Origin of the sequence: Pasteurella sp. WM03 (assembly GCF_004570945.1) — a bacterium.
Taxonomy (GTDB): domain Bacteria; phylum Pseudomonadota; class Gammaproteobacteria; order Enterobacterales; family Pasteurellaceae; genus Rodentibacter.
In genome coordinates, this window is record NZ_SPPO01000001.1 from 53,920 (window position 1) to 79,192 (window position 25,273).

General features: G+C 40.3%; 19 protein-coding genes. 10 read left to right on the forward strand and 9 right to left on the reverse strand.

Features of this window, described 5'->3' with window-relative positions:
* The first annotated feature begins 181 nt into the window (after positions 1-181).
* From fdnG to fdhE, 4 genes are all read left to right on the forward strand, one after another.
* Positions 182-3,265: a formate dehydrogenase-N subunit alpha gene (gene fdnG, locus E4T92_RS00240; RefSeq protein ID WP_143531147.1), complete on the forward strand. Its 3,084-nt coding sequence runs from the start codon at positions 182-184 to the stop codon at positions 3,263-3,265.
* Positions 3,266-3,268: 3 nt separating this feature from the next.
* On the forward strand, positions 3,269-4,192 hold the full coding sequence (fdxH, locus tag E4T92_RS00245) for a formate dehydrogenase subunit beta (RefSeq protein ID WP_077540435.1): 924 nt from the start codon (positions 3,269-3,271) through the stop codon (positions 4,190-4,192).
* On the forward strand, positions 4,185-4,895 hold the full coding sequence (locus tag E4T92_RS00250; RefSeq protein WP_135092966.1) for a formate dehydrogenase subunit gamma: 711 nt from the start codon (positions 4,185-4,187) through the stop codon (positions 4,893-4,895). The genes fdxH and E4T92_RS00250 overlap by 8 nt, the downstream gene beginning before the upstream one ends.
* Positions 4,896-4,964: 69 nt before the next feature.
* Positions 4,965-5,876: a formate dehydrogenase accessory protein FdhE gene (gene fdhE, locus E4T92_RS00255; protein ID WP_077540431.1), complete on the forward strand. Its 912-nt coding sequence runs from the start codon at positions 4,965-4,967 to the stop codon at positions 5,874-5,876.
* A gap of 39 nt (positions 5,877-5,915) precedes the next feature.
* Here fdhE and rimI read toward each other — a convergent pair whose 3' ends face one another.
* The 3 genes from rimI to E4T92_RS00270 are packed head-to-tail and all read right to left on the reverse strand — an operon-like array spanning position 5,916 to position 7,353.
* A complete protein-coding gene (rimI, locus tag E4T92_RS00260; protein WP_135092967.1) occupies positions 5,916-6,356 on the reverse strand; it encodes a ribosomal protein S18-alanine N-acetyltransferase in 441 nt (146 codons plus the stop codon).
* 4 nt (positions 6,357-6,360) lie between these two features.
* Positions 6,361-6,765, reverse strand: a complete 405-nt coding sequence (holD, locus tag E4T92_RS00265; protein WP_135092968.1) for a DNA polymerase III subunit psi — start codon at positions 6,763-6,765, stop codon at positions 6,361-6,363.
* 9 nt (positions 6,766-6,774) lie between these two features.
* On the reverse strand, positions 6,775-7,353 hold the full coding sequence (locus E4T92_RS00270; protein ID WP_135092969.1) for a hypothetical protein: 579 nt from the start codon (positions 7,351-7,353) through the stop codon (positions 6,775-6,777).
* A gap of 112 nt (positions 7,354-7,465) precedes the next feature.
* Here E4T92_RS00270 and rsmC point away from each other — a divergent pair, with 112 nt between their 5' ends.
* The 6 genes from rsmC (at position 7,466) to E4T92_RS00300 (ending at position 14,252) form a co-directional block, all read left to right on the forward strand.
* Positions 7,466-8,458: a 16S rRNA (guanine(1207)-N(2))-methyltransferase RsmC gene (gene rsmC / locus E4T92_RS00275; protein ID WP_135092970.1), complete on the forward strand. Its 993-nt coding sequence runs from the start codon at positions 7,466-7,468 to the stop codon at positions 8,456-8,458.
* A gap of 3 nt (positions 8,459-8,461) precedes the next feature.
* Entirely contained in the window at positions 8,462-9,406 is a 945-nt protein-coding gene (locus E4T92_RS00280; RefSeq protein ID WP_135092971.1) for a substrate-binding domain-containing protein, read from the forward strand.
* 307 nt (positions 9,407-9,713) lie between these two features.
* Positions 9,714-11,129, forward strand: coding sequence for a PTS trehalose transporter subunit IIBC (treB, locus tag E4T92_RS00285; protein WP_135092972.1), 1,416 nt, complete (start codon positions 9,714-9,716; stop codon positions 11,127-11,129).
* A 13-nt stretch (positions 11,130-11,142) separates the two neighbouring features.
* The gene (bla, locus tag E4T92_RS00290) at positions 11,143-11,991 is read left to right on the forward strand and encodes a class A beta-lactamase (protein ID WP_135092973.1); all 849 of its coding nucleotides are present in this window, start codon (positions 11,143-11,145) and stop codon (positions 11,989-11,991) included.
* A 58-nt stretch (positions 11,992-12,049) separates the two neighbouring features.
* Entirely contained in the window at positions 12,050-13,675 is a 1,626-nt protein-coding gene (gene treC, locus E4T92_RS00295; RefSeq protein WP_135092974.1) for an alpha,alpha-phosphotrehalase, read from the forward strand.
* Positions 13,676-13,754: 79 nt separating this feature from the next.
* Positions 13,755-14,252 carry a YbhB/YbcL family Raf kinase inhibitor-like protein gene (locus tag E4T92_RS00300; protein WP_135093242.1) on the forward strand — a complete coding sequence of 166 codons (498 nt, stop codon included), beginning with the start codon at positions 13,755-13,757 and terminating at the stop codon, positions 14,250-14,252.
* A 24-nt stretch (positions 14,253-14,276) separates the two neighbouring features.
* Here the strand turns inward: E4T92_RS00300 and E4T92_RS00305 are convergent, their stop codons facing one another.
* The 6 genes from E4T92_RS00305 to E4T92_RS00330 all read right to left on the reverse strand — a co-directional run bounded on the left by E4T92_RS00305 (position 14,277) and on the right by E4T92_RS00330 (position 25,133).
* The gene (locus tag E4T92_RS00305; RefSeq protein WP_135092975.1) at positions 14,277-15,548 is read right to left on the reverse strand and encodes an MFS transporter; all 1,272 of its coding nucleotides are present in this window, start codon (positions 15,546-15,548) and stop codon (positions 14,277-14,279) included.
* Between the two features lies 1 nt (position 15,549).
* Positions 15,550-17,061 (reverse strand): signal transduction histidine-protein kinase/phosphatase UhpB, encoded by a 1,512-nt coding sequence (gene uhpB, locus E4T92_RS00310; RefSeq protein ID WP_135092976.1) that lies wholly within the window; start codon positions 17,059-17,061, stop codon positions 15,550-15,552.
* Positions 17,058-17,666, reverse strand: coding sequence for a transcriptional regulator UhpA (gene uhpA / locus E4T92_RS00315; protein WP_135092977.1), 609 nt, complete (start codon positions 17,664-17,666; stop codon positions 17,058-17,060). The genes uhpB and uhpA overlap by 4 nt, the downstream gene beginning before the upstream one ends.
* Positions 17,667-17,911: 245 nt before the next feature.
* Positions 17,912-19,300 carry a hexose-6-phosphate:phosphate antiporter gene (gene uhpT, locus E4T92_RS00320; RefSeq protein ID WP_135092978.1) on the reverse strand — a complete coding sequence of 463 codons (1,389 nt, stop codon included), beginning with the start codon at positions 19,298-19,300 and terminating at the stop codon, positions 17,912-17,914.
* 380 nt (positions 19,301-19,680) lie between these two features.
* Positions 19,681-22,413, reverse strand: a complete 2,733-nt coding sequence (locus E4T92_RS00325; RefSeq protein WP_167753968.1) for a M16 family metallopeptidase — start codon at positions 22,411-22,413, stop codon at positions 19,681-19,683.
* 86 nt (positions 22,414-22,499) lie between these two features.
* The gene (locus tag E4T92_RS00330) at positions 22,500-25,133 is read right to left on the reverse strand and encodes a Plug domain-containing protein (RefSeq protein ID WP_135092980.1); all 2,634 of its coding nucleotides are present in this window, start codon (positions 25,131-25,133) and stop codon (positions 22,500-22,502) included.
* Positions 25,134-25,273: the final 140 nt, after the last annotated feature.

Below are 25,273 nucleotides of genomic sequence, written 5' to 3' on the forward strand. Positions count from 1 at the left end.
TTTTGATTATGGATTTATCGTAAAAAAATCGGTATCCTACTCTCACCTTAAATTGGTGTTTTTCTATACGCAATTTAGTCTGTTGATTAAGGTTATTCTAACGAAATCAACTCAATTTTCTAGATGAATTTCTTTACTATCTAATTAATATCTCAACAAACTATTGTTGAAAGGAGTGATTATGCAGGTCTCAAGAAGAAAGTTCTTTAAGATCTGTGCAGGTGGTATGGCGGGAACTTCTGCTGCGATGTTAGGCTTTGCGCCGGCAAATGTGTTAGCAGCGCCGCGTGAATATAAATTATTGCGCGCTTATGAATCCCGTAACACTTGTACATATTGTGCCGTCAGTTGCGGTATGTTGCTTTATAGTACCGGTAAACCTCATACAGGATTAAGTAGCTACACCGGTACCAATACCCGTTCAAAATTATTTCACCTTGAAGGCGATCCTGACCATCCAATCAGTCGTGGGGCGCTCTGTCCGAAAGGCGCAGGTGCGCTTGATTATGTCAACAGCGAAAGCCGTTCCTTATATCCTCAATACCGAGCACCGGGTTCCGACAAATGGGAAAGAATCTCTTGGCAAGATGCAATCAAACGCATTGCCCGATTAATGAAAGATGATCGCGATGCCAATTTTATCGAAACCGATGCAAGCGGAAAAACTGTAAACCGTTGGGCAACCACAGGGATTATGACTGCCTCCGCCATGAGCAATGAAGCTGCGTTACTCACGCAAAAATGGATTCGAATGCTCGGGATGGTGCCGGTATGTAACCAAGCGAATACTTGACACGGACCAACGGTAGCAAGTCTTGCTCCATCATTTGGTCGCGGTGCCATGACAAATAACTGGGTTGACATCAAAAATGCCAATTTAATTATCGTTCAAGGCGGTAACCCTGCCGAAGCTCACCCTGTTGGCTTCCGTTGGGCAATTGAGGCGAAGAAAAACGGTGCGAAAATTATCGTTATCGATCCACGCTTTAACCGCACAGCCTCTGTCGCTGATCTTCATGCGCCAATCCGTTCAGGTTCTGATATTGCGTTCTTAATGGGCGTGATTCGTTACCTATTGGAAAATGATAAGATTCAACACGAATATGTAAAACACTACACTAACGCCTCTTTCTTAGTCAACGAAGGTTTTAAATTTGAAGACGGATTGTTCTCAGGCTACGATACAGAAAAACGTAGCTATGACAAATCAACTTGGAATTATCAATTTGATGAGAACGGTCAGGCTAAACGTGATATGACATTACAACATCCACGTTGTGTAATTAATGTATTAAAAGAACATGTTTCCCGTTACACCCCTGAAATGGTCGAACGCGTAACAGGCGTCAAACAAAAACTATTCTTACAAATCTGTGAGGAAATCGGTAAAACCTCCGCACCAAACAAGACGATGACGCATTTATATGCATTAGGTTTTACAGAACATACTATCGGTACGCAAAACATTCGCTCAATGGCGATGATCCAATTGCTATTAGGTAATATGGGAATGCCGGGGGGCGGTATTAACGCGTTACGTGGGCACTCAAACGTACAGGGTACGACAGATATGGGATTGTTACCGACTTCCCTACCTGGCTATATGCGTTTGCCAAACGATAAAGACTCATCTTATGAGCAATATATCAATGCGATTACGCCAAAAGACATCGTTCCTGGTCAAATCAACTATTATCGTAATACTTCAAAATTCTTTGTAAGTATGATGAAAACGTTTTATGGCGATAATGCAACCAAAGAAAACGGTTGGGGCTTTGATTTCCTACCGAAAACAGATCGCTTATACGACCCTATCACGCATGTGAAATTAATGAATGATGGCGAGTTGCACGGTTGGATCTTACAAGGTTTTAACGTATTGAATTCATTACCGAATAAGAATAAAACCCTTGCCGGTATGAGCAAATTAAAATTCTTAATTGTGCTTGATCCACTTCAAACTGAAAGTTCTGAATTTTGGAAAAACTTTGGCGAATCAAACAATGTCAATCCTGCGGATATCCAAACCGAAGTATTCCGTTTACCAACCACTTGTTTTGCGGAAGAAGACGGTTCAATTTCCAACTCCGGTCGCTGGGCACAATGGCACTGGAAAGGCTGTGATCAACCGGGTGAAGCTTTACCTGATGTAGATATTCTTTCAATGATTCGTGAAGAAATGCACGAGCTCTACAAAAAAGAAGGCGGTCGTGGTATTGAATCTTTTGAGGCTATGACATGGAATTATGCGCAACCACACTCACCAAGTGCGGAAGAATTAGCAAAGGAATTAAATGGTTATGCTCTTGAAGATCTTTATGACCAAAACGGCAACCTGATGTATAAAAAAGGGCAATTACTCAATGGTTTTGCTCACTTACGTGATGACGGTACAACCACATCGGGTAACTGGCTATACGTAGGTCAATGGACAGAAAAAGGTAACCAAACCGCTAATCGTGATAATTCAGATCCGTCCGGTCTAGGCTGTACTGTGGGTTGGGGCTTTGCTTGGCCGGCAAACCGTCGTGTCCTTTATAGCCGTGCGTCCTTAGATATTAATGGTAAACCATGGGATAAACATCGTCAGCTAATCAAATGGAACGGTAAAAACTGGAACTGGTTTGATGTTGCCGACTATGGTACCCAACCTCCGGGTTCTGAGGCAGGGCCGTTTATTATGTCCGCCGAAGGTGTAGGTCGCTTATTTGCCGTAGATAAAATCAATAACGGCCCGATGCCGGAGCATTATGAACCGGTTGAAAGCCCGATTGACACTAATCCACTCCATCCAAATGTGGTAACAGATCCTACCGTGCGTATCTACAAGGAAGACCGTGAATTTATCGGTTCAAATAAAGAGTTCCCATTTGTGGCAACCACTTATCGTTTAACCGAGCATTTCCACAGTTGGACCGCACAATCTGCACTTAATATTATTGCCCAACCGCAACAATTTGTGGAAATCGGGGAAAAATTAGCCGCAGAAAAAGGTATCCAAAAAGGCGATATGGTGAAAATCACATCAAAACGTGGTTATATCAAAGCCGTTGCCGTTGTTACCAAACGTTTGAAAGAACTAGAAATTGACGGTAAAACCGTTCACCATGTGGGTATTCCGATTCACTGGAATATGAAAGCCTTGAATGGAAAAGGTAATCGTGGATTCTCCACTAATGTTCTCACACCATCTTGGGGTGAAGCTAATACACAAACACCGGAATACAAAACATTCTTGGTAAATATTGAGAAAGCGGAGGCATAAACAATGAGTGTACAATCTCAAGATATTATCAAGATCTCCGCAACCTCAGAGCTCACCCCGGCACCGCAGGCGCGAGATCACAAAGTTGAAGTGGCAAAGCTGATTGATGTTTCCACCTGTATCGGCTGTAAAGCCTGTCAGGTAGGCTGCTCTGAGTGGAATGACATCCGATCCGATGTCAATGCACAATGCGTAGGCGTTTATGACAACCCCGTTGATCTTAACGCCAAAGCATGGACTGTTATGCGCTTTAACGAAGTGGAAGAAAACGATCGTTTAGAATGGTTAATTCGTAAAGACGGTTGTATGCACTGCTCGGAACCGGGCTGCTTAAAAGCCTGCCCTTCACCGGGAGCAATCATTCAATACAAAAATGGTATTGTGGATTTCCAATCAGACAAATGTATCGGTTGCGGTTACTGTATCGCAGGCTGTCCATTTAACATTCCTCGAATGAATCCGGACGACAATCGTGTGTATAAATGTACCCTTTGTGTCGATCGCGTTTCTGTCGGACAAGAGCCGGCTTGTGTCAAAACCTGTCCAACGGGGGCGATTCGTTTCGGCTCAAAAGAAGAAATGAAGATCTATGCGGAACAACGTGTTGCCGATCTTAAATCACGTGGTTATGAAAATGCCGGACTTTATGATCCACCGGGAGTCGGTGGCACGCACGTGATGTATGTGCTACATCACGCAGACAGACCTGAACTTTACAATGGTCTCCCGAAAGATCCGCAAATCGACCTCAGTATCACCTTATGGAAAGATGTGTTAAAACCGGTTGCAGCTGTTGCAATGGGTGGCTTAGCCCTAGCTGAACTAGGTCATTACTTAACTGTTGGCCCAAATGTTGAGACGGATGTCGAAGATCACCATGAAAAATTTGAGAATGAAGATAAACATGGAGGAAAAAAAGATGAGTAAATTTGAAATTACGAACGATACCCGTATCGTTCGTCATCGAATTCCTGCACGTTTAAGTCACTGGTTCTTGGTGATCACCTTTTTCCTAACCATGTTTACCGGGGTTGCATTTTTCTTCCCTGATTTTGCCTGGCTAACGGATATTTTAGGTACACCACAACTTGCACGAGCAGTTCATCCGTTCACAGGGCTTTTAATGTTCGTTGCCTTTATCTTCTTATGTTCTTTATATTGGCATCATAACATTCCTGAAAAAAATGATATTCGTTGGTTAAAAGGTGTCGTTGAAGTCCTAAAAGGTAATGAACACGAAGTGGCATACAACGGAAAATACAATCTTGGTCAGAAAATGCTATTTTGGACATTGATTCTTGCTATGTTCACCTTATTAGCAACCGGTATTGTGATGTGGCGTCAATATTTTTCACACCACTTTTCAATTCCAGTTCTAAGATTTGCAATTCTTCTCCATTCTGCAAGTGCATTTATGCTCTTCACCGGTATTATGGTGCATATGTATATGGCATTCTGGGTGAAAGGTTCAATTCGCGGGATCATAGAAGGCTGGGTCACCGTTCGTTGGGCGAAAAAACACCATCCAAAATGGTATCGTGAAGAAATTCTACCTGAATTAGAAAAAGACGGAGAACGTGAAACCAAAGGTGAAAAAACCAAAGCTTTATTTAAACGTATCTCAGACTAAGTCCAGTTCACTCACTCAAAAAGTGCGGTCATTTTTAACCGCACTTTTTACTTATAGACAGAGAATATTATGAGTATCAAAATTCTTTCCGAAGCTGAAATCAAAGAACAGAAAAAAAATGCCTACGAAACACCCGCCGTACTGTTTGCCAATCCGAAAAATCTTTATCAACGCCGAGCCAAACGCTTACGTGATTTAGCCCAAGATCATCCATTGGCAGATTATCTTTTATTTGCTGCCGATGTCGTAGAAAGCCAACTGGCAACCCTTGAGAAAAATCCGCTTCCTCAGCAAGAGATTGAAAATACAAGCGGTATAGAACCACTTAATGCCAAAATATTTAAACGTGACGGCATTTGGCGTGAATACCTTGCAGAAATCCTGCACAACATCAAACCCAAAGCCAATGAACAAATGGCGGCAACCATTGAGTCTTTAGAGAAAGCCTCCAGCACAGAGTTAGAAGGAATGGCAAGCCAATTATTGGCGGAAGAATTCAATCTTGTAAGCAGTGACAAAGCCGTATTCCTTTGGTCGGCGCTTTCCCTATACTGGCTACAACTCTCTCAACAAATTCCACATGCAAGCCGTTTAGAAAATACAGAAAATATCCATTATTGTCCTGTTTGTGGTTCAGCGCCGGTAGCAAGTATGATTCACATCGGCACCTCACAAGGTTTACGCTATTTGCATTGCTCACTATGTGAAAGTGAATGGAATCTGGTACGGGCACAATGCACCAATTGTAATGGCCACGATAAATTAGAAATGTGGTCACTCAATGAGGAATTAGCACTCATTCGGGCAGAGACCTGTGGCAGTTGCGAAACCTATCTAAAAATGATGTTTCAAGAAAAAAATCCAAATGTTGAAGCGGTCGCCGATGATTTAGCCTCTATTTTCTTAGATGTCGAAATGGAAGAAAAAGGCTTTTCTCGAAGCGGCCTCAATCCATTTCTTTTTCCTTCACAAGAAATGTAATAGAAAACGGTCGTTATTTCCTCAATAACGACCGCTCTTTTATAAATAACACGCCATAACAACCGCATTCTCTCTTTTCCCATCAGGCAATGGATAGTAATTTTTACGGATATCCACCTCGTTAAATCCTTGTTTTTCATAGAGCCAACGAGCCGGATTTGATTCCCTCACTTCAAGCCATAGAGTTTGGATTCCCTTTTCTTTAAGCTGTTCTATGAGTTCCTTCAAAAGGAATGAGCCGAATCCCTTTCCTTGCATAACAGGTTCAATAGCAATATTAAACAAGGTTGCTTCATCTAATACTTTTTGGCAAATTGCGAACCCGATAATTCGATCATCTTTAACCAATTTCAGATTCAAATACCGCTCGCCTTGATTATTTTTTAGCGTTCCGAAAGACCAAGGCACTAAATGTGCTTGTTGTTCAATCTCGTACAAACGTTCAAAATCGCATTCTTCAATAGTAAATATTTGAGGCATAGCATTAAATTTGTTGAATTTGCTGCCAAAGTTCACGTTTAGCAGCGGGGGAAGATTGGAAATCCCGATAACACGGTGAGCGATAAATACGTTCAGCATGCAAACAATGAGGCAAAGTGCGGTCAATTTTCTCCGTATTTTCAGCAAGTAGCCAATAACGTACGGAATGGTTTAACTCAAGATGTTGAATTTGATCGTAATTCAAACAAAGGCAATCCTCTTTTTTCAATGTTAGGCTTAACAACACATCCGTAAATAAAGGCGACTGACTCAAATTTTCATCAGATACAATAATAAACCGAATATGCTCCGCCACAGCAATCCCCACCTCTCCTTGCAAAACTTCAGGGCGGTGTAATTGCCATTGGGTAATCCCCATTTCTTTCAAAAGAAGATTGCGTCTGTCCATATTAAATGATTAGCGGGAAATAGAATCAAACGGATAGCTCATTAAGCCTTTTACAATGGCTTTTTCTTCCACCTCTGTTGGTTTTTGTTGATAGGCTTTTAAGCTACGGAATGACAAAATATTTTTCTCTTTATGGATCACCGCAATAAAACGTTGGAAATCCTTACCATTACATACATAGTAAGAAGATGTATCATCGCTTAAGGTTTGCAAATCACATATTTTTTTATTAGCTTCTAAATATTTTGAAATTAGGTTAGGTTCATGAGTCAAATCTTTTAAATAATAAGTCTCACTGAGAATTGATTTTCTGTTTTTACGATCCACACTTGCCGCAAGACTCACAAAACGCGGTTCTTCACTCTTTATAGCTTGTGTTTGTTTCACATATTTTTCGCCATTAAATTCAATTTTAATGCCCGCTTTTTTCACACGCTCAAATTGAGCATCTAATTTCTTGTATTGTTCAATTTGTTCCGGTGTCTCTTCTATTTTAGAAGGTGTTTGAGGCTTACCTTGTAATTGCTCAATTAATTGACACCCTGACAACAACATCGCCATAGTTGTTGCTAATACGATTTTTTTCATAAAACATTCCTTAACAGTAAAATGGCATAATGCCATGAAATCATTTTTTATCAGTGCTATCTTTGTTAGAATAGCACGTGATTTTAAACCAATAATTCATAGGATTCAAAGCGTGATTTCTCTTGAAAGCGAAGTTTTAGAACGCCATCTTCCCCTTTTCCACGGTAAGTCCATTATCCTCGCCGGCGGCATTAAGGATCAATTTCCACAAAAATTAGCACCGTATTGCCAATCCATTCAGGTTTGGAGCTGCTATTTTGATTATGCCCGCACCCAAAGTGCGGTCAATTTTTCCATTGAATTTCAAGGTAAAGCAGATCTCATTGTTTATTACTGGACAAAAAACAAGCAAGAAGTACAATTCCAGCTAATGCAACTCCTTGCCAATGCACAAGACGGACAAGAAATCCTCATCATTGGTGAAAACCGCTGCGGTGTACGTTCGGCAGAAAAAATCCTCTCACCGTTTGGCGACATTGCCAAAATTGATTCTGCACGTCGCTGCGGTTTATATCATTTTTCTCTGAAAAAACGACCGCTCTTTTCCCTCAATACTTTTTGGAAAACCTATCAACATCCTCAACTACAAGGCTTAACAATCCATAGTTTGCCCGGCGTGTTCAGTGCAAATGAATTAGATGTGGGGACGGCACTTTTACTTTCGACACTCAATCACCCGATTAAAGGGAAGGTACTTGATCTCGGTTGTGGGGCCGGCATAATTGGTTCACTCATCAAAAAAACAAATCCTAAATCAACCGTCATAATGACCGATATTAATGCAATGGCATTGGAATCTGCCCGCAAAACCCTTTCGGAAAACCAATTAGAAGGCAAGGTTTTTGCCAGCGATGTGTTCTCTAATATTGAAGGAAAATTTGACTTAATCATTTCCAATCCACCATTCCACGATGGGATTGATACGGCTTATCAGGCGGTAGAGACACTGATTAGCCAAGCCAAATGGCATTTAAATCAAGGGGGTGAACTCCGTATTGTAGCCAATGCGTTCCTCCCCTATCCCGATTTATTACAACAATATTTTGGAAAATTTGAGATATTGGCACAAACCTCTAAATTTAAAGTTTATTCTGTAAAAAATTAATCCATGACGGAAAAACATTATACGATTAAGGATATCGCAAAACTATGCCAAGTGGGAAAATCCACGGTTTCCCGTGTATTAAACCACGATCCTAAAGTCAATGAGACAACACGGAAAAAAGTCCAAACTGTCATTGATTCCATTGGGTTCAAACCAAATCGCTCTGCCCGAGCGATGCGTGGTGCACAAGATCCCGTAGTGGGCATTATCGTTTCAAAACTCAATTCAAGCGGTGAATCTCAAACATTACGTGCGATTCTGACCGCACTTTATCGCCAAAAAATTACGCCGATCATTGTTGAAAGCCAGTTCGATGAAAAACAAGTTGCCCACCATCTCAATTTATTCAAACAACGTCAAGTAGATAGTGTCATTGTCTTTGGGTTTTCCCCTCTTTCCAAAGATATACTACAACAATGGCAGGGCAATATGGTTGTGATTGCTCGCTATTTTAAGGAGATTTCTTGCGTTTATTATGATGATCAAGGTGCAATTCATGCGCTTATGCATAAACTCCATAGCCAAGGCTATCACCATATTGGCTATCTCGGCATACACAATCAAGATGAAACAACCGGACGATTACGAACGCAAAGCTATTTGGATTTCTGCCACCGGCATAAACTCCCCCCTAATTTTTCCCTCACTGAACTTAATATTGAAGCGGGCTATCAGCACTGTGCTCGACTCAGTCTCCCGATTGATGCCTTATTATGTGCCACCACCAGCCTTGCTGTTGGTGCGGTAAAGTATTTACAAGAGCAGAAATTAATGTGCCCGCTTGCTTACATTGGACAAAATCCCCTTTTGGAACATTTCGTACCAAATTTGATAAGCCTAGATTTTGGCTATGAACAAGCCGGAAACCAAGCAGTGGACTTACTACTGGCACAAATTCGTGGAAATAGAGACGTACAACAGCAATTAGTTTCGTTTCAGCTATCTTAATTGCACTCCCTAAAAAATTAGGTAAAATTATGAAGTCAAAACATAATTATGCTTACCTTACATAATTTTGCATAAAAGGAATAAAAAATGACCGCACTTAAGCCTGATCTATTCTATTTCCCCTGTCTATAACTTGCCGATCTGCTTACATCTCATACAAATAACCCATAATTTCTCAATTTCGTGATCTTCCTCACATTTCTGATATAAACTTTTACCATCATGGGAACGTTCCCATTTACTTTCTCTATCTAAAGCGTATAATCCGCAACGGTTTAATTTTTATACGAAAAAGAAGGTTTTTCTTATGGCAAAACAAAAAATTGATCCGCAAAATGTGGATAAGCTGATCGTAGCGATTGGTGGACGTGAAAATATTGCAACAGTGACACATTGCATTACCCGTTTACGTTTCGTGTTAAATGATGAAAGTAAGGTTGACGCCAAGGCGATTGAAGCCTTACCAATGGTAAAAGCCAATTTCTCAACCGGCGGACAATATCAAGTTGTGATCGGTCAAGAGGTCGGCGACTATTACAAAATTTTGCTTGAAAAAACAGGCTTGGCAAGCGTGGATAAAGAACAGATAAAAGCAGCCGCACGTCAAAATCAAAAATGGTACGAAAGCCTAATTTCGCACATGGCGGATATTTTTATTCCCCTTCTACCGGCATTAATTAGCGGCGGTTTGATTCTTGGTTTCCGTAATGTGATTGGCGATATAGCCATGTTCGACGGTAAAACGCTAACACAAATCAGCCCATTCTGGAACAGTATGCACAGTTTCTTATGGTTGATTGGTGAAGCCATTTTCCATTTCTTACCGGTGGGAATTTGTTGGTCTATTGCCCGTAAAATGGGTACTTCGCCTATTTTAGGTATTGTTCTTGGGATTACCCTTGTTTCCCCACAGTTAATGAATTCTTATGCTCTTGGTTCACAATTGCCGGAAGCTTGGAATTTTGGTTGGTTTAGTATTGAAAAAGTCGGCTACCAAGCACAAGTGATTCCGGCAATTATGGCGGGTTTAACGCTCTCTTACATTGAGCGTTTGATGACAAAAATCGTACCTGATTTCTTAAACCTTATCATTGTACCGGTTGTCTCCATTATCCTTGCCGTGTTCCTAGCTCATAGCATTATCGGACCTATCGGTCGTGAAATCGGTAATGGCGTAGCCTTTGTGGTGAAATATGCCATGACGGGAGATTTTGCCCCAATCGGTGCAGCATTATTCGGGTTTCTCTATGCGCCGCTTGTGGTTACGGGCGTACATCAAACCTCACTTGCGATTGATATGCAGATGATCCAAAGTATTGGCGGAACACCGGTATGGCCAATCATTGCGTTGTCCAATATCGCTCAGGCATCTGCGGTTGTCGGAATTATCTATGTGAATAAAAGTGCGCAATCTCGCGAAGTGGCAGTTCCTGCCGCTCTTTCCGCTTATCTCGGCGTAACCGAACCCGCCATGTATGGGATTAACCTCAAATATCGTTTCCCGATGTTATGTGCAATGATCGGTGCAGCCGTAGCAGGCTTAATCTGCGGTTTATCCGGCGTGTTAGCCGGTAGTATTGGTGTGGGTGGCTTGCCTGGTATTCTTTCCGTTCAACATCAATATTGGGGCGTATTCAGTCTTGCAATGCTCGCAGCGATCGTGATCCCATTTGTGTTGACAACCATTGTTTACAAACGTAAAGCCGCAACAGGAACCTTATAATAGGAGAACCCTGATGTGGAATAAGGGAATTTTAGTCTTCAGTTTACTTTTGGCATTGCCCCTTACGGCAATGTCAAAGGCAGATTGGAAACAAACCATTACGCAGCAAGAACAAAAATTAAAAGCGGATATTGGGGTAGCCCTGCTTTCATCAGATGGAGAAGTACTGTTTGAATATCAAGGAAACCGTGCTTTTCCGCTTAATAGTACCCATAAAGCTTTCATTTGTGGGATTGCATTAGATTTAGCGGAAGACAATGCTCTTTCTTTCACACAGAAATTGCCGATTCAGGCAACGGACATTGTCAGCTACTCACCGATAACCAAAAATAAGACCACAATGAACTTGGCGGAACTTTGCTCAGCAGCGGTCAGTTATAGTGATAACACGGCAGCCAACCTCATTGTAAAGCAAATTGGTGGCGTGAAAGCAGTCAGTGATTATTTCAAACAGCACGGGCTAAATAAAACCCGTCTTGATCGGCGTGAACCTGAGATGAACAGAGATAATCTCCAAAAAGGATTGGATCTCACCACCCCAATTGAAGCGGCTCGATTACTTCACCAATTTGTTTTTACTGATCTACTCACCGCTCCCTCAAAAATGCTGCTCACCCAATGGATGTTAGATGATCAAGTAGCCAATGATCTACTTCGCTCAACCTTGCCAGAGGGGTGGAAAATTGCCGATAAAACGGGGGCAGGAAGTCATGGCTCAAGATCAATCATTAGCATTTTCTGGAAACCTGACGGCACCGGCTATCTGCTCTCAATTTATCTCACAAACACCCGAGCAACAATGGCACAACGTAACCAAGCTATTGCAGAAATTGGCAGAGTAATTTTTGAGCAATTGCCTTGATTAGACTAATAAATTGATGTCAATCACTTTTGGCACAAAATATAAAAAGGACAATAAAATGAATAACCAAAACTGGTGGAAAAACGGCGTTATCTACCAAATCTACCCAAAATCATTCCAAGATACCAGCGGCAGCGGTACAGGCGATATTCAAGGCATCATTAAACGTTTGGACTATTTACAAACCCTAGGCATTGATGGCATTTGGATCACGCCTATGTATCTTTCCCCACAAATTGATAACGGTTACGATATCGCCAATTACCGTGAAATTGATCCGATCTACGGTACGATGGCAGATTTCGAGCAGCTGATCGCAGAAGTCCATAAACGCAATATTCGTATTGTGATGGATATGGTGTTTAATCATAGTTCTACTTTCCACCGTTGGTTTGAAGAAGGGGAAAATCCGCAAAGTGAATACCACGACTACTATGTTTGGCGTGAAAACCCGACTAACTGGAAATCAAAATTTGGCGGTTCGGCATGGAAATGGTCAGACAAAGCACAAAAATATTATTTGCACTTATTCGCCCCCGAGCAAGCAGATTTAAATTGGGAAAATCCCAAAGTGCGGTCAGAATTGTTTGAAATTTGCCGTTTTTGGGCAGAAAAAGGCATTGACGGATTGCGTTTGGATGTGGTGAATTTGATTTCTAAACCCGAGCATTTTGAAGATGATTTCGAGGGAGATGGTCGCCGTTTCTATACCGATGGACATAAGATCCACGAATATTTGCAAATGCTCAATCAACATGCTCTCACGCCTTACGGCTTGATGAGTGTGGGTGAAATGTCTTCCACCAGTCTTGAACATTGCCAACGCTATGCCAATTTGAACGGCACAGAGTTATCTATGACTTTCAATTTCCATCACCTCAAAGTGGATTACCCGAACGGTGACAAATGGACATACGCCCAACCTGATTTTGTCGAACTGAAGTCAATTTTTAACTACTGGCAACAGGGAATGCACAGCAAAGCGTGGAATGCCTTATTTTGGTGTAATCATGATCAACCTCGCATTGTTTCACGTTTTGGCAATGAAGGGAAACTTCGCACGGTTTCCGCTAAAATGTTAGCGATGCTGCTTCACGGTATGCAAGGTACGCCTTATATTTATCAAGGTGAAGAAATTGGTATGACCAATCCGAATTTCACCACGATAGAAGAATATCGCGATGTGGAAAGCTTAAATGCGTATGAGGAACTCAAAGAAAAAGGCGTCAATGACGATCTGATTATAAAAATTCTGGCACAGAAATCCCGTGATAATTCCCGCACGCCGGTACAATGGGACGAGAGTGAAAATGCCGGTTTCTCCACAGCCCAACCTTGGATCGATGTCGCACGCAACTATACTGAAATCAATGTAGAAAAAGCGTTAGCGGATAAACACTCGGTGTTCTACACTTATCAGGCACTCATCAAACTTCGCAAAGAATTATCTATTCTAACCGAGGGCAATTACACCGATTTACTGCCGAATCACAAGTTCGTTTGGACATATCAACGCCAAGCCAACGGACAAACCTTGACCGTGTTGGCAAACTTAAGCGATCAACCACAACAAATTGCGTTAAATGTGAAAGGCGAGATTCTAATGAATAACTATGATGATCTGTCATTAGAAGAAAATAAAGTGTTGTTAATGCCTTATCAAAGCATCTATTTGTTGGATTAACCTCATCAGTGGTGGTTTTCTAAGCAAGATATGCTAGTATTTCAGACCACCGCTTATTACTCAAAATAAGGAGAATATGATGATCGTAACCAGCTCCGCTATCAAAAATGGCGTATTCGAAGACAAATATGGCAAACGAGGCACACAATTTAGCCCAAACGGTATGCCAACTTATTCCATTCCCTTTGAAATCAAAGATGTGCCGGAAGGCACAAAATCTTTTGCTGTGGTGCTTGAAGATAAAGATGCCATTACCGCAAGCGGATTTGTCTGGATTCACTGGCTAATCGCCAATCTTGAACGCACAAGCGTGCAAGAAAATGAAAGCCAAACCGCAACAGATTATGTGCAAGGCGCCAATTCTTGGGCAAGCGTATTAGGCAAATTTGAGCTTGAGGAAGCCTCCGCTTACGGTGGAATGGCACCGCCTAATTGCTTACACCGCTATGAATTAATCGTCTATGCTCTTGATACCAAACTCGATCTCAAAACGGGATTTCGTTTCAACGATCTCCATTTTGCTATGCAAGGGCATATTTTAGATCAAGCTATGGTAATGGGCACTTATGATGTTTAACGAAAAATAAATAGAGGAAAAAAGCTATCCTTGCGCTTTCAAAAACGGCAATAAGGAAAGCGCAATGCCGGCGGCACAACAAGCCACCACGATAAAAAATCCAGTCCAATGGAATTGTTGCACGATGAGAGCTAAAGGATAGCCGGCAATCGCAGCACCAAGATAAGCAAATAATCCCACAAACCCGGTCGCAGTGCCGGGTGTTTTTTTATGGGAACATTCTGCCGCTGCCATACCGATTAACATTTGAGGGCCAAAAATAAAAAAGCCAACCACAAAGAAAAGTGCGGTCTGTAAAATATAATTTTCTTTTGGTAGCAACCATAAAGCGGTAATGGAAAAGAAAATACCAATGGCGAAAAGCAATGCCATCGGCCCACGATTACTGGAAAATAGACGATCCGATCCCCAACCGGCTACAAGTGATCCTAAAAAGCCCCCCACTTCAAATAACGCTAAGACACTGTTGGCTGAAACCAAGTCGTAATGGTATTTTTCAGTAAGATAAATATTGCCCCAATCATTAATCGCTGTTCGCACCACATAAACGAGGGTATAACTTAACGCTAACAACCAAATATATTTATTCAAAAAAACATAACGGCGCAAAATTTCCCGCCAACTTAAATGGGGAGCTAGAGATTCTTGCTTGAGTTCCAATTCGTCATTTCGCCAATGTCCGACACTGGGTAGTCCCATGGACTCCGGTGTATTACGTAATCGCCATAACAAGAAAAAACCAATAAAAATCGCCAATCCCCCGGCAATGGCAAAACCATGGCGCCAACTATAATGTAACGTCACATAACCAATAAGCAAAGGAATCAATGCGCCTCCCACATTGTGCGCTGTATTCCAAATCGACCACCAATGCCCACGTTCATGACGAGAATACCAACTCGTCAATAACTTAGAACAGGCAGGCCAGCCCCAGCCTTGAAACCACGCATTAGCCACCCAAAGTGCGGTAAAAAACAACACAGAATTTGATAATCCAAAGACAATATTAAGAATCCCCGTCATAATCAGACCCATTGCCATAAAATGACGAGGATTTGATTTATCGGAAAATATCCCTGAAAAAAATTTTGATCCCCCGTAGGTGATATAAAATAAGGTCGCCATCAACCCAATATCACTTTTTTCAATACCAAGATCGGTGATCATTTCCGGTACGGCAAAATTAAAACTCTTTCTTGTGAGATAAAAGCCTGCATAACCGATATACATGGCGATCATCAAATGCATACGCCAATAGCTATAAGTGCGGTCAATTTTTGAGGAAAATATTGTCATCTTAAATCCTTGGCAGAGTAATTTTAATCGTTGTGCCGTGCTGCTTTGGTGATATTCTTTGTTCACAGGAAATCAATTGAAATGTCCCACATAAAATATCAACCCGTTCTTGCATCCCTTTCAAGCCAAAACCTTGTTTGACTTTTGTCGGATCAAATCCCTTACCGTTATCCTGAATGATTAATTGAATATCTTTACGAATAATAATGGCAAGACTCACCGCAGTGGCAGAGGAATGTTTAACAATATTATTCAATCCTTCTTGACATAAACGATAAAGGGTAATTTCTTGGATATGCTCAAACTTTACATTATCTTTATTTTCCCAAGAAAGTGCGGTCGAAATTCCGTGAGTTTTGAGATCGAGTTCTAAAAGTAAATTCTGAATCGCCTGCTGGAGTGAAACATCATCTAACATTTTAGGGCGAATACGGTTTAATAATCCCTTTGTAGTATCGTAAATGTTTAGAGAAAGTTGCTCAATCATCCCGACCACTTCCGTTATTTTAGGGGAAGGTTCCAAACGTTTCATAATAGAAGCCTGCATACGAATTGCCGTGATGTTTTGTCCTATTTCATCGTGTAATTCACGGGAGATGTCTTGACGAATCGCCTCTTCCGTATTAATAAGTTTCCGAGTGAGATGGCGATTACGATTCAGTTCTGTCGACAAACTTTGATTCAGATCCCGTTGTCGCTGAATCGCTAAACCGAGAAAAATTCCCGTAATCGTTTGTGCAGAAAGGGAAAGTAACAAATCCGTTAATGCCCCACTCGAAAAATTCCCCATCGTCGCCGTGAGCGCAATACTATTTAACAATGTACCAAGCAATGCCCCCTGCCAACCATAGGCATAGGCGAGCAAAATAATGGGGACAGAGAGGAAAAATAAAGTAAACCGATGAAACTCTTCCGGCGTATAAATTTGAATAAGTATATTCAATAAAAACAATAAGATATAAATTAGAATATGTTTGGCTCGTAACGAAATCGGCTTATGTACCAATCGTGCGGTAAGCGGAATCCAAGCACGCTTAAAAAGATATTCATCGACTAAAAAGCAGGCGGGCATTATCAATAACATTCCGGTAAAACTGACCAGAAACGTATAAAAAAAGGAAAATGAAAGTATCGCCCCAACCAAGCCATTCATGAAACTCATCACAAGTGCTAATCCACTCTGTACGATGAGCTTACTGATTTCATTACCTTGGTAATATTCCTTTATCACCAGCGTAATAGGCACACTAATGAGAGCCAAAATGCCGGACGACAAATAATATTCATCCTGTGACGCATAGATTAGCAACCCCAAGACAGAAAATTCAGCACCATAACTTACCCACCAAAATACTTTTGGCATATGTAAATTAACCCCTAACCGAAAAGCAAAAGGTAAAAACAGTAATGCCATTAAGGTATTTTCGAGTAAATAATCGGAAATCGCCCACAAAGAAAAGTAGGCACAAAACAAAATGAAACCACTGTAAAGAAAGGTCAGCAATGACGTCATACTTTATAATGTTGGTGAAATAAATTCGTCAATTCTACGTTATTTTTCACTTCCAACTTGCTCATAATATTGGCACGATGGGCATGAATCGTTTTAAAACTCAAGCCTAATTTTTCGCCCATCTCTTTAGCCTCAAGTCCCTGACTTAGCAATTCGCAAATTTGCAATTCACGTTTTGTTAGCAGATCAAATGGGTTGCCGGTGCGATTTGAAACCAATTTCACCGTCAATTCCGGCATTAAATAAACGCCACCGGCATACACGGTGCGAACAGCTTGTATCAGCTCATCAGGACTGCAACGCTTGCTTAAGTAGCCTTTTGCACCTTGTTCCAACGCTTTTTTAACCACAATGTCGCTATCATTTACACTGAGCATAATGCAATGAATACCTGAGGGAATACTTTTTAACAGTTCCAATCCACTTTCATCAGGCATTGAAATATCAATAATACACACATCGGCTTTTGTGTGAGGTAACTTTTGGCGGGTTTCTTTCGCCGAACCAAACTCCCCCACCACAACCATATCTTCTTCCAGTGAAAGTAACTGCGCAAATCCTGAGCGCACAATGATGTGATCATCAATGAGTACAACTTTTATCATTGTGGTTTCCTCGTTTTTTAGAAGGGACGGATTTTAGCACTGAAAAAAGTGCGGTCAATTCTTGATGATTTTATGGCATGATGTAGCAATCGCACAAAACTGATTTTGGGATACTTGTAGGGACAGCCAACCACTGTCCCTATATTTAGTTGGAATTTCTATTCTTATGCATTTGCTACAAATACCAAAAATCTTTCTATTTTGACCGCACTTTGCATAATGAATGATGGGATTAAACGCATCTTCTAAGATTTTGCCGCTTCTCGTTTTTTCAAATAACGGATTTTACGTTCTTCAGCAATCGCCACAAAGGCCAATAACACCATACAGACTACCGCAGAAATATCTAAGGCGGCGAAAGTGCCTTCCCAACCGGTTAAACCAAAAATAGGTGTACCATCTGCAATCATTCCCAAGCCTAATTTCGCAAAACTATCACCGATTAAATAAGCAAAAGTTCCTTTTACACCATCTGCGACCGCAATCGCTTTTTTCGGTACGAAACCGACAGCAGCGACACCAATTAATAATTGTGGACCGAAAACTAAGAAACCAAGAATAAATAAGGTGACTAAATACATGGTCTCATTTGTTGCAAATTGATAGAACTCAAGAGAGAACACAATAAGGATTAATGCCACACACGCCAACAACGTACGGCGACCATTCGCTAAATCAGATAAATATCCCCACAAAAATGTCCCAACAAGCGCACCGACTTCAAAGAGAGCGAAACCTGAAATTGCAGCATCTTTTGAAAAACCTAATTCTTGGTAAGCATACACTGGAGACCATTGGTCGATACCGATACGCACAATGTAAAGAAAAATATTTGCAACGCAAAGTAACCAAATTACTTTGTTTTTCAAAACATATTGGATAAAAATCTGCTTTTTCGTGAGTTGATTTTCTTCTGCATCTTTATCTTCTTCAGAAATTTTCTCCCCAAATAATTCCTCCGCTTTGCCTAAACCATAAGCTTCAGGAGAATCACTCCCATAACGCAAACCAATAAAACCGATGATTAATGCAACAATTGAAGGGAACACAAACATTCCTAGCACATGGCCATCAAAAAATACATTTGCACCAAACAATGCCACACCCGCTGCGGCTGCACCACCCACATTATGGGAAAGATTCCAAAAACCTAAAAACGTGCCACGTTTTTTACGTGGTGTCCATTTTGTAATGGTAGAATAACTTGAAGATCCGCCGGTACTTTGGAAGAAACCACTTAACGCATAGAATGCCACCATCAGGAAAATTGCAACGCTACCGCTGCCCATACTTGCACTGAATCCCAACATACAGAGGGCAGAAAGAATTAACATAAACGGAACAAATTGCTTGGTATTTTTCCCGTCTGCATAATAAGACACCACGGTTTTACCAATACCGTAAGTGATGGAGAATCCCAGCCCTATCATCCCTAATTGGGTTTTGGTTAGCCCATAAGTATCGATCATATCATTTTGGGCAATATTGAAATTTTTACGCACCAAATACATGGCCATATAACCAAAAAATACCACCAAATAAGATTGCATAAAAGGTTTAAACCACATTTTGCGACGTTCCTCAACCGGTAAGTCAAGTGTCGGTTTTCTCACTTCGTTTAAAAAATTAAGCATAATATAGACTCCGAATAAAATAATTTTGCGCATATTAGATCGGAATCCATTATTTCCCTTGCAAATATCACGTAGAAACCCTAAGAATTTTTCCTAGATTACAGTGTTTTCTTATAAAAATGTGAGGTAGATCACAAATTGAAAGAAAAAAGTGCGGTCAATTTTCACCGCACTTTTTCTTTTATTCGGTATTATGTAGCAAATGCACAAAATAGAAATTTCAACGACATTGTAGGGATACACTGCGTGTATCCGTTATAAAAATCAAGTTATTTCAACAGGTTAAAATTTTGACGGTTTGAAATGATTTGGTTTTATAACGCCCCTATATTTCATTGAAATACTTTTTTGTTTATTGCTATGAACTTCCCATAGAAAATTTATTTTTTATGCGTTGTAATAAATATCCGTTGATTTTCAGGATTATAGAGATATTTCGCAACAGACTTTACTTCATCAAGGGTAATGCTTTCAACAAGCTGATTAATTTCCGTTAAATACTGAGGGGTATGAAAACGGTTTTCGCTATAAATGAGTCGCTCTAACCATGCCTCAGGAGATTGCTGTTGGCTTTCTTCCGTTTGGTAAAAATAACGTTTTGCCGTATCAAATTCTTCTGCCGTGATGCTGGTAGGTAAATCAGCTAATACCCGTTTTGCCATTTCAATCAGTTTATCTGTCATCTCAGGATTGGAGGAAAAAGTTAATGTTGTTTGTGTTCGGTTAGTCTCCGCTTGTAAGCGGCTTTTAAAGCGTTTGCTATAAATACCGAGTGTTTCATCCCGCATTTTTTGGCTTAATTTTTCCGAAGCAATGTTACCGGCAAATTCAATCATCAAGGCTTTTTTCGCTTCCCAGTTATCCGGCGTAAACCACGAGATATACACGTTATCCTTTGGCTCAGGATTCATCGCAAATTTTTCTTCTAAAGACCCCGCCTGCACTTTTAAGGGCTCGGTTTCAATATTTTTTCCCCGTTCAATCCCGGCTAAATTCTGTTCCAGAAGTGACCGCACTTTTCTTTCTTCCATATTATTCAGAATAAAGTAGGTAACCGGTACACGAGAAAGAGCCTGCCATTGTTGCATCAGATCTGACTCTGTGAGCATTTCAATTTGTTTAATACTCGGTTGAGGATTGATAGGCTGCCCGTAAACAAAGGTTTCCCATGCTAAATTACGTTTAAAGTTATCAGACTGAGACTGTAACTCAACACTGCGGATTTTTTCCCTTTTCGTTTTATCAAATTCTTCTTTTATTGTCGTTTCTTTCTGTTGTGCATAGTAGAAACGAAGTAAGTCGGCAAATTTATTGTTTTCAACAGTACTGAGAATATTAAGCTTGTCAAAACTTTGCCGAATAACAAGGGGAATATGATTATTTTCTTTCCACTCCAGCATTTGATTACGTGTCCAATTGAGTGGTGCATTATTGCCAATAAGTTGTATTGCCAATTTGCCCTTCCAATCTTGAATAATCGAGGCATTGGAGCCGGCCTGATTTTGTGCAACAAAGTAGCTTTTTGTTTTTGCAATCGGAGATTTTAACCAAACGACAATATCCCCATTAGAAAGCGTCCAACGCACTGTATTTTGTGTTGGAAAACGTTGCTCTTTCACAATACGACCTTGTTGTTTTAGTGGAGAAAATGTCATTTTCTCATTTGCACTTTCTGTAGGGCGACGAAAATCAGCTTGTCTAGCGATTTTCCACCATTGTTGAATTTCCGTCAGTTTAATTGGCGACATTTCAACATTTAATGGCGGCATATATTGAAAAACTTGATCGGAGGCATTGAGCCAATCTTGAATACGCTGATTAATCTCCTCCAAACTGATTTTTTCTATTCCATTTTTAGTCATTTGTTCAATTTGAACTTGGTTATAGTAGGCTTTCTCATTCAGTAGGGTATTAATCATAGCTTGCACCCAATCTTCAAAGGTGAAATTTTGTTGGGTTACCTTGTCGTTTTCTAGCTGAAATAAAATTTTTTCTTTCTGTTTATCCAATTCTGTCTGTGTAATCGGATAACGTTTTAGTCGCTCGGCTTGCTCAATAATATAATTTGCCCCAACACGATGTGATTGTTTCTCAACATTAGCCGAAAGAACTAAAGCCGATGTTATTTTTCCTACTGGGATCTGGCGGGCAGAGAGAGAAGACAAGGTTGTCGGTATTTGATCTTTTTCGTTTCTAAAACGCTGATTTAAACTATTTACGGCTAATTGATTAATAAGACGTTGTTCAAACCCCATCTCTGTTTGAGCTTGGCTTGCACTGTCATCAAACCGCCATAAATAGCTCACTTGACTATTGCTATTTTGGGGATCACTAAGCCTATCAACTTTAATTTGTTCATCTAATGCAGGCTCATAATAATCGTTACCCCGAGTAGGAAGTACTTTTCGTGGCAAATCGGCAAAAAACGTTTTGATTAATTTTTCAGCCTCATTTGCTTTAATATCTCCAACAAGCAGTAACTGCATATTATTGGGTACATACCACGTTTTGTAATATCGTTGTAATTCCGTAACCGGCATCGTGTTGATACTCTTTTCCGTACCAATCACCGGGCGATTTTCATAACGTGAACCAACACGATAAGAACTTTGGCGTTGTTCAAAGAGACGTCGTTTTGAGCTGTCTCTTGTCCGCCACTCCTCTAAAATAATTTTACGTTCATCTTCCCAATCACTCGCCGTAATTTGAGCCTTAAAAAGCATTTGTTTCACCACATCCAATGTTTCCGTTAGGCTGAATGCTTTCGGTGGAATATAAATATAGGTCGTGTTTTCTTGGTTGGTAAAGGCATTGTAATTTTTTCCCCGTAACCAACCTTGCTGATGAAGGTAGGGCATCACGCCTTTTGAATGAGTTTCCGTGGCACGAAACGCCATATGTTCCACCATATGAGCAACGCCACTTTGTGCCGGCGTTTCATCAATCGCACCGGCATAAACCCGCATAATGACATCAACACGCTGTGGCTGGGTATGAATAGGTAAAATCGTGTAACGTAAACCGTTTTCTAATTGTCCCTGAACAGGAATAGGGGAAACGGCAACAACGTTTGCCGAAAATAAAAATAAGAAAAGATAAAATAGGTTACGCAAAATCAACTCCATAAACTGCAAATAAAAACCACGTTAGGACATCATCATCCTAACGTGTTCTCTTTTTTGATAAATAGATATATTGGTTACCAGTGGTAAGCAATGCCTAGCCAAAATTGACGGCCTAATTCATAACTCGTTATGCTTTGGCTTTCCGTTCCGCCTAAATATTCAGAACGAGGACTCGCGGTTGCAATCCGACTGTTAAAGACATTCAATACATCAAGGCTCACTTCCATTTTTTGTTCACGGATAGGTAATGCCCAAAGTAAATGCCAATCTAATGTAGCTTTTCCACTGTATTTTTTCAGACGGTAATCATAAACCGCCCCACTATAATCACCGCAGGCTTGAGGCTGGCTTGAGTTCACACATTGAGCAACATCATAGCGGTTATAAGCTTTATAGCCCGTTTTATAATTAAGAGTATGTGTCCACTTTAAATTCCAAGCCGGAATATCGGTTTGAAGTTCAAGAAAGCCTTCCCAAGGTTGATTAAAGTTAAACGGTGGTAATTCATTTACCGTGGCATAACGTTTCCCTTCAAAAAGGTAGTATCGACCATTAAATGCAGCGGGATCGAAAACTAAGCTATCATCATAATTACCATGATAATTCACATGTCGATTTTGATAGCGTAAACCTGCACGATAGTTCATCAATATTTTACCCAATTGATAGGCTTTATTATTTTGGAAGCTAAGTGTAAAGGTGTTTGTTTGCCCTTTCCCCTCATTTGACATTTCTTTAGGGGCGTTCTTTTTCAAATCTTGTTTCACCGGTGTAAATTGGCGCTCACTTTTACGATGAACCCAGTTAAATACCAAGGTGTGATCCGCTAGCCGGTAGTTAAAACCAAGGTTATATTCATCACTATAAGGTGTTTTTAAATCCCGACTGTTCGCCCAAGAAATAGAGTTGTTGGTACAATCACCTAATTTCCATTCTCCCGAACCATTTTTATCCGCATAACGCTCTCCTTCCCGATTACAAGGAATATTTGAACGTAACGCATAAGCCAACATATTGTTAGCAAAATAACGGTTATAACCCCCTGTAATATTAAAACTGTCATCATTTAACACATTAATATTAAAGGCAAAACGAGGGGCAATATTGAGATTTTTTAAGAAGCTGTCATAGTTTACATTGACACCCGGTACAAATTTAAAACGTTGCCAATAAATTTCGTCAGAAAAATAGAGATTATAGTTATTCACATTGACTTTCGTATTAAAAGCCGAGTAATAGGTCATTCTATTTTGAAATTGTTCAGTTGGAATACAATCAAGGCAATTTTTTCCCGTATTTCTGAATAATGAATTAAAATTTGGTGCTAAAACAACCCGTCCATCTTTTCCGTTATAATTAAGAACTGATTGCATATAACGCACAGCATTTGGACGCTCAGACTGTGCGGAAGCAAAATCTATCTGCCAGCCCAAAGAGAGCTTATGTTCGCTCTTTCCCCAATTTAGAGGCTCTAATTCATAATCTTGTTTCAATGTTAATGTTTTAAGCTCTGAAGATAACTCACCGATTCCCCCTTCTCGCTTATAATCACATTTTCCCGATTTTTTATTTTTTAACGAACACCATTCTGTGCCGGCTGTACTCAGCAAAGTATTCCCTACCCAATTGTAATAATTTGTACCTGCATCATAAGCGATTCGATTGCGGTTATACTGATAAGCAAGAATACTCTTCACTATCCCCCAATCATCTGCATATTGTGATTCAATGTTAGCACGCCAACCACCACCATCACTTACATAGCGCCCATTTTTAACATTGTCGTTGTAATACACACTTTCATGAGGAGAATATAGTAATGTAGCCAATAGTTTATGTTGATCACTTGTTTGATAGCTGCCTTTCACCAAAAAGGTTTCTGCTAAACGCCGCTCTTTTTCCCAACGATTTAGTCCCTGATGATATTCCGGCATTTTAGACTGTGTACGGTTATAGCTGAATAATATACCGGCTTTATCATTAATAGGCTGATTTAACGTGAAATCAAAAATATGTTTAGTAAATTTTGGTTGGACATTGCTTTCAGCGTAAGCATTATCAAATTCTAACCGCTCTTCATCACTAAGTTGAAACGATGTCCAACTATCACGAGTGGTACGGTAGCTGATTGAACCACTTGATTTTGAGACTTCAGGTTCTTTAATTTGTGCATCGACAACACCACCGGTAAAGCGAGAATATTTTGCCGGTACATTGCTATCATAAACAGCAACATTGCCTAATAAACGACTATTAATGTAGAAAGATTCCGGCGACCCGGGGGCAATATACATAGAAGTGGGTTGAGTAAAATCCTCAGCAGATCGATACCCTCCATTAGATGAACCAGGGTTAAGCATATCACTGTTTGATAAACCATCAATTAAATAGCTATTGTTATAATAGGGCTCACCATGAAAACTGACTAAATCAGGGGCAATTTCACCCGCCTGTGCTGAATTATTTGTTGTACCGCTAAACTGTACTGCCGGATTATTCTTAAGTAATTCTGAAATATTCCCATTTCTTGCCGGTTTACGGGCGATATCCTCCGATGAAAGTGTTACAGCGCCGGAAAACCCCGATGATGAGTTCGCAATCACAGAAATCGTCTCTAATTGATTTTCCGATTCCAAACTATCAGCATAGGCTATTGAAGTAATAAATAAAGAAGAAATGAATGTCGCAACCTGTGTTTTTTTCATCATAATAAGCTAAACCCTTTTACAAATAAGAAAGATTATCATTAAGGATTTTAGAGTGTACTAAAAATAAAATGAAAAAAATGAGAGATAGATCACAAATTCAAACAAATGAGGGAGATATTTTCAATAAATCTCCCCCAAAA